The following is a 6080-nucleotide window of genomic DNA, read 5'->3' on the forward strand; positions in this document are numbered from 1 at the left end:
GGACGCCAAGTTACGTTATCAGACCCATGATCAAGAGCTTTCGCTGTAGAGAAACCGGGAGAATCTTTCGGCGACACCACGCCAAATCTTTTCCACGCGAAATCCAGAAACGAGCCAAAATGCGACTTGATCGGATAGACGCAGCCTTCAATCTCCTTGATTTGCGTGTACCCTTTTCACACCAACTCGAAACTCTACAAGGAGATCGGCTGGGACAACACAGCATCCGCATCAATGATCAGTGGCGCATGTGTTTTGTCTGGAAGGATGGCGACGCATACGACGTAGAAATCGTGGATTACCACTAAGGGAACAAATCATGAGAGAGATTGCACTCATCCATCCGGGGGAACACCTTGCCGAATTTTTGGAAGAGTATCACATTACCCAATACCGTTTGGCCAAAGAGATCAACGTACCACCACGTCGGGTCAATGAAATCGTGCATGGCAAACGCAGCATCTCTGCTGACACGGCCTTGCGTCTTGGCCGATTTTTCGGAACAACACCAGAATTTTGGATGAATCTTCAAACCCATTATGCCCTGGAAGCGGAACGGGAACGGTTGTCCGACGATTTGAACGGGATCCATTCCGTTCAGGAGATCAATTCCGCTGCCACGCTGGCCTGAACATCCATCTGACCGGGTATTGTCGGATTCACGTTTCATGTGTTCAGATTGATCTGGATGGCATCCTCCCAATGGTGTTTCCGTGCCACTGCCCAGGAGTTGCCTCGACTTTGCCGACTTTGCCATAATTGGAATTTGCGTCGCATCAAAGGTTCCTGTTCGAAAATCGGACATGATTCGGATGTAAACATATGGGGCAATCTGGATGAACACACGGATGGTGCAACTCTGGGGCAGACCGATCCTGGCTTTGCTGGCTGGCGTGGTTGGCGTGGGGGGATTTGCGCCTGTTTCCGAGCCGGTATGGCTGATTCTGGCCATGGCTGTTCTCATTCGTCTGCTCGCCGGACTCTCCTGGCGGCGCGGGGCAGTGGTGGGATTTTGTTTTGGCCTGGGTCACTTTACCCTGGGTTTTTCCTGGCTGTTGACGAGTCTGCATGACAATGGCGGCATTTCCTGGATTCTATCCTACCTGATCCTTGTACTGCTGGCTGCAGTCATGGGCATGTATCCTGCCTTGTTTGGGGGATTGCTTGCCGTGAGTGTTCGCCGGCCTTTGCCGACCCTGTTTGCTGCGCCGGCCTTGTGGACCCTGACCGAATGGCTGCGCACCTGGCTCTTTACCGGATTTCCCTGGAATCTGGCCGGATATGCCTGGTCACCCCGGGAAACGATCCTTCAGATTGCCGATCTGGGCGGGGTATTTCTTCTCACCTGGTTGACGGTTTTTGTGGGTGCTGCCCTGGCGGTTCCCTGGCGACGACCGGTTCCCTGGCTGGAATCTTTTCTGGCTTTGGTCTTGGCAGTGACCCTCCTGACCGGTGCCCATGGCTATGGCGTCTGGCGTCTTGACCACCTTCACCAGCTCATGGCTGCACCCGGAACCACCCCCCTGCGGGTTGCCCTGGTTCAGGGCAACATTCCGCAGATCACCAAATGGGTGCCGGAAAATCAAGACCAGACCATGAAAATCTACCTGGATCTGACCCGCACTCTTGTGCCCCCCCTGGACCTGGTAATCTGGCCAGAGACCGCTGTGCCGTTTTTTCTGCAACTCAACACGTCCTATCAAGAGCGTATTGGACGCATCAGTGCCAAAATCGGCGCTCCCATTTTGACCGGTGTTCCCACCGCCAACCCGGAACAACACAACGGGCAACGCACCTGGCGTTTTTTCAACAGTGTTGTCCTGATGAACGAAACCGGTACCATGGACCGTCGCTATGACAAGCATCACCTTGTTCCCTTTGGTGAATTCATTCCAGCCCGCTGGATGGTACCCAGATCCATCGAAAAACTCACCGGTGGCGGCGACGATTTCATTCCCGGTCCTGGTCCTTTTCCTCTTCCTTGGGAAAAGGGAGATTTGGGTATTCTGATCTGTTACGAAACCATTTTTCCGGAAGAGGTGCGGCAACTGGCGGAGGCCGGTGCCCGTTGGTTGATCAACGTGACCAACGATGGCTGGTTCGGGGAGTCAGCCAAACCTCAACATCTGGCCATGGCTCGCATGCGGGCCGTGGAAAACCGACTTCCCATGCTTCGGGTTGCCAACACCGGCATTTCGGCGGCCTTCGATGCCATGGGTCGGGAGGTGGTTCGCATTGCACCCAACCAGAGGGACCACATCCAGGCAACCATTCTGCCGGGACCGACCGGTTCAACGCTCTATCGGCGTACCGGTTCGGCCTGGATTCTGGCTTTTGCCTTCATGGTGCTGCTTGCCCGGCTCAGCGACCGTCCGCCACCTGTTACCGATCCGGTTTGATCTTATTTCCGACTCCAATGCATGTGTCCAGGATTCATGATGAAAATCCGTTTTATCAATGATTTCTGCCGGGGCATGCTGCTTCCCGGTTTCCTGTTCTTTGGTGGGTGCAATTTGCCGGTTAAGCAGGTGACCGGGCCTGAACTTTCTTCGGAAAGTTATTTTGATCCCAGCAATAATTCAGTTGGCATGGGAAGCGTAACAGATGGTGCGGACGTGGAGAATGATGAGAGCAGCCATGCCAATCAGGACTCCAATCTTGAATTGATTCAAGATGACCGGTTGCCACGCGACCGGCTGGCCGATACAAAAATGGAAGAGACCATCAAACGTTTTTTCCAGGAGCGGGTCACCACCCCGGAAGAATATGTCCATGTCGATGTCTGGGAAGGACGGCTTCTGCTGACTGGCCACCTGAACAATCCCACACCAGACTTTCAAAAAACTCTGCGTCGTTTTCTGCGTGCGCGTCCCCACATTCGAATTCTGTACGATCACACACAAACGATGCCTGTAACCAATTCCTTTCCCTTTTCGCAAGCATCCCAGGCATCCTCTGTACGTCATTCACTTTCCCGAGAACCTTTACCATCCGTTCAGGTACCAACGAACGTGGCCCCGGCGGACCTCACCGGTATTGAAGAACGCCTGGCCATGGCTCGGGGTATCCGTCCGGCCAATTATCGTTGGCGTATCAAAGACAATACGGTCTACCTCCTGGGACGGGCTGTCAGCCAGACCGAACGCGATATCGTCGTGAATCTGTTTCAAAAAGCACCAGGTGTTTTGAAGATTGAGGATTATATCCAGATCAAGGGGGAGTAAAAAATCGAATACACCATCGGCAAATCAGAATCTTGATTGGACACGACTGAATCATTTGGCCATTGAATTTTCCAAAGCCGAAGATTTTTCGGGCTTTGTGGAAATTTTTTTGGTCGTGTGCTTCCTGAGTGATGCTTTGATGATTTTAATATATTATATATATTATTAATTAAAATAAATTTTTCCATAAATTGAATCCGTGCTTGCAAAATATTGCTGATCACCCCGATTTCAATGTATGCTATAAATAAATATTTGTCACGATCAATACAATAAATGGTTACAATCTTGTGACATTTTTGTTGCAAAAAGTCGGATGGTGTTTTAAGGTTTAATATTGAGGCGTGGAAGCGTCACCCCATTTCGGGAAGGAACTTACATATGGGTGCGATAGAAGGCCATGATGCGGATCAGATGGAGTACTTCGACGACGACGAGAGTCGAGTTGGCAAACCATCGGAATCCAAGGAAGCTGTCCCACACGCCGTCACCTTGGGTCGTCCTTGGAAAATCATCTCGGTCGATGATGAAGAGTCCGTCAACACCTTGACCCAGTTTGTCCTCAAAGGGTTTGTTTTTGAAAACAGGGGTCTTGATATCGTCACAGGAAGTTCCGGGATGGAAGCCAGACGCCTGCTGGTGGAACATCCGGATACAGCCGTCATCCTGCTCGATGTGGTCATGGAGTCAGACAGCGCCGGCTTGGATACAGTTCGTTATATACGCGATGTATTAAAAAATCCATTCATCCGTATCATCTTACGTACCGGGCAACCCGGATTGGCACCCGAACCAGATGTCATTGCCAATTACGATATCAACGACTACAAAGACAAGGTTACTCTCAGCAAGCAGGGACTGGTCACCTCCATCACGGCCTCACTCCGAGCCTACAGAGATTTGCGCACCCTGGATATGACGCGCAAAGGCTTGAAAAAAATTATTGACGCAACCGGCAATTTGTTTGAGCCTCAATCCCTGCGCAACCTGGCCTCGGGTATTCTGACCCAGTTGTCCTCCTTGATCGGCCTGGAAGAAGATCGGAACGTACATCAGACCTCCAGCCTTGCCTTTACGGAAAAACGTGGCAAACATATTGTTTTTGCAGGTTCTGGACGCTACGAAAATGCCATTGGATCAACCCTCGAACAACTCATCAATGGCGAGGTGATCAAGCAGATCAAGGAAGGAATTCAATCAAGGAAGAGCATTTTTTTCAACAATTCCTACCTGGGGTGCTTTCAATCAAAGACAGGCCGTGACAATTTTGTCTTTGTCGAAGGGGGGCAGCCCCTGGATGCTTTGGAAAAAGATTTGCTTGAGGTGTTTTCGACCAACGTCTCTCTTGCCATCGACAATGTTTTTCTCAATCGTGAAGTCTTGAATACCCAGAAGGATGTCACGTTCACTTTGGGTGAGGTGATTGAAGTCCGCTCGCATGAGGCCGGTCAACATGTCCGACGGGTAGCGGAAAGTTCACGTTTGCTTGGCTCGAAATGCGCCCTGTCAGAGAAAGATATTGATGTTTTGACCATGGCTTCGCCACTTCATGATCTTGGAAAAATTGCCATTCCCGATACCATTTTGAACAAACCTGGGAGATACGATGATGAAGAGAGACGCATCATGGAGCAACATACGGAGATTGGTTACAACATTTTAAAAGAGTCCAAACGTTCCATTCTTCAGGCCGGTGCCATCATTGCCCATGAACATCACGAAAGATGGGATGGGAACGGTTATCCGCGACGCCTCAAAGGCAAGGAAATTCATGTTTTTGGTCGCATCACGGCCATTGCCGATGTCTTTGATGCCCTCTCGCACAAACGTTGCTATAAAGACGCCTGGCCCCTGGACCAAATCATCGATTTGTTCAAAAAGGAGCGTGGCCGACAGTTTGATCCGGAATTGATTGATGTTTTCATGAAAAATATTCAGGACATTGTCGAAATTCAAAGCGCATTCAGGGATTCGGGCACTTGAGGAACAGAGCCGGCAGAGTCAACAGGCGACTCTGCCGGCCTCATGACTGGTATGCATTGGACGCGACCCGGGAAGGCCACGTCGCTGGGGGTGTCACCCTCAAAGGATGACAACTTCCGGGGTGCCCCTGTGGTGCGCAACCCCACAACCATCTGGTACGGGCCAATAGACTCTGCCCCAGGCAGAATCAAACCCACACCGGCGTCCATGGCGCGGACGACCTGTCGGCAGATGTTGACTGCCATGTTCGGGAAACTTCGAGAACCAGAGGCCGGTAAATCCATCATGCACTGCAAAAGACACACCGTCCCTCTTTCTCCCTGTCTGTTTTACACTGCCTTCCTTTCAAGAGGAATATGGAATTTAGCGCACCTCCTTCCGTAGAAATGGACGTGAACAAGATCCAACTGGCCATGTAAATCCTTTTCTCCCGTTACCAAAGAGGGTTTACCAATGAGGGGCGAGCAGAACAAAACCTTGCCAGCAAATGAAGGGACTGTTCTGGCCTTTGCCCTTTTGTAAACTTGGAGTGATCGTGTGGGAAAAAGTTCCATTTTGATTTTTTTTTCCGGACGACATCACCCGCTTCGTTCGTCCACACCTGCAACGTTTCACGCTTGGCAAACAGTACTTGTGCTTCACCCGGGCAGGCGGGTAGGGATCTGACCAGAATCATGGTTGCAGCCGCTGGGTGACGGGGTATAACCTGTCTGTCATGCGTTTTCAGGCATATTCAGGGGAGAGATGGATTGACATGGGCGATCATGACAATGGCTACAAACGGCTTTTTTCTCACCAGACCATGGTCCGGGATCTCATGCTGGGATTCGTCAAAGAGGCCTGGGTCAAAGAGGTCGATTTTTCCACCCTGGA

6 protein-coding genes are annotated in these 6080 nt (G+C 51.0%); all 6 read left to right on the forward strand.

What is annotated here, in order from left to right:
- Positions 1-26 precede the first annotated feature (26 nt).
- Positions 27-308 carry a type II toxin-antitoxin system RelE/ParE family toxin gene (locus HQL65_04480; GenBank protein MBF0135473.1) on the forward strand — a complete coding sequence of 94 codons (282 nt, stop codon included), beginning with the start codon at positions 27-29 and terminating at the stop codon, positions 306-308.
- Between the two features lie 11 nt (positions 309-319).
- Positions 320-631 carry a HigA family addiction module antidote protein gene (locus HQL65_04485; GenBank protein MBF0135474.1) on the forward strand — a complete coding sequence of 104 codons (312 nt, stop codon included), beginning with the start codon at positions 320-322 and terminating at the stop codon, positions 629-631.
- Positions 632-836: 205 nt separating this feature from the next.
- Positions 837-2399 (forward strand): apolipoprotein N-acyltransferase, encoded by a 1563-nt coding sequence (gene lnt / locus HQL65_04490; protein MBF0135475.1) that lies wholly within the window; start codon positions 837-839, stop codon positions 2397-2399.
- 36 nt (positions 2400-2435) lie between these two features.
- The gene (locus tag HQL65_04495) at positions 2436-3224 is read left to right on the forward strand and encodes a BON domain-containing protein (protein MBF0135476.1); all 789 of its coding nucleotides are present in this window, start codon (positions 2436-2438) and stop codon (positions 3222-3224) included.
- A gap of 381 nt (positions 3225-3605) precedes the next feature.
- The gene (locus tag HQL65_04500) at positions 3606-5207 is read left to right on the forward strand and encodes a DUF3369 domain-containing protein (GenBank protein MBF0135477.1); all 1602 of its coding nucleotides are present in this window, start codon (positions 3606-3608) and stop codon (positions 5205-5207) included.
- Positions 5208-5961: 754 nt separating this feature from the next.
- Positions 5962-6080, forward strand: a 119-nt coding sequence (locus HQL65_04505) for a transposase (GenBank protein ID MBF0135478.1), incomplete at its 3' end; no start/stop codon positions are given.

This window comes from Magnetococcales bacterium (assembly GCA_015228935.1).
Classification (GTDB): Bacteria; Pseudomonadota; Magnetococcia; order Magnetococcales; family DC0425bin3; genus HA3dbin3.

Excerpts from the sequence above, each read along its gene's own strand:
- HQL65_04480 (MBF0135473.1), top strand. The coding sequence starts at position 27 with ATGATCAAGAGCTTTCGCTGTAGAGAAACCGGGAGAATCTTTCGGCGA.
- HQL65_04485 (MBF0135474.1), top strand. The coding sequence starts at position 320 with ATGAGAGAGATTGCACTCATCCATCCGGGGGAACACCTTGCCGAATTT.
- lnt (MBF0135475.1), top strand. The coding sequence starts at position 837 with ATGAACACACGGATGGTGCAACTCTGGGGCAGACCGATCCTGGCTTTG.
- HQL65_04495 (MBF0135476.1), top strand. The coding sequence starts at position 2,436 with ATGATGAAAATCCGTTTTATCAATGATTTCTGCCGGGGCATGCTGCTT.
- HQL65_04500 (MBF0135477.1), top strand. The coding sequence starts at position 3,606 with ATGGGTGCGATAGAAGGCCATGATGCGGATCAGATGGAGTACTTCGAC.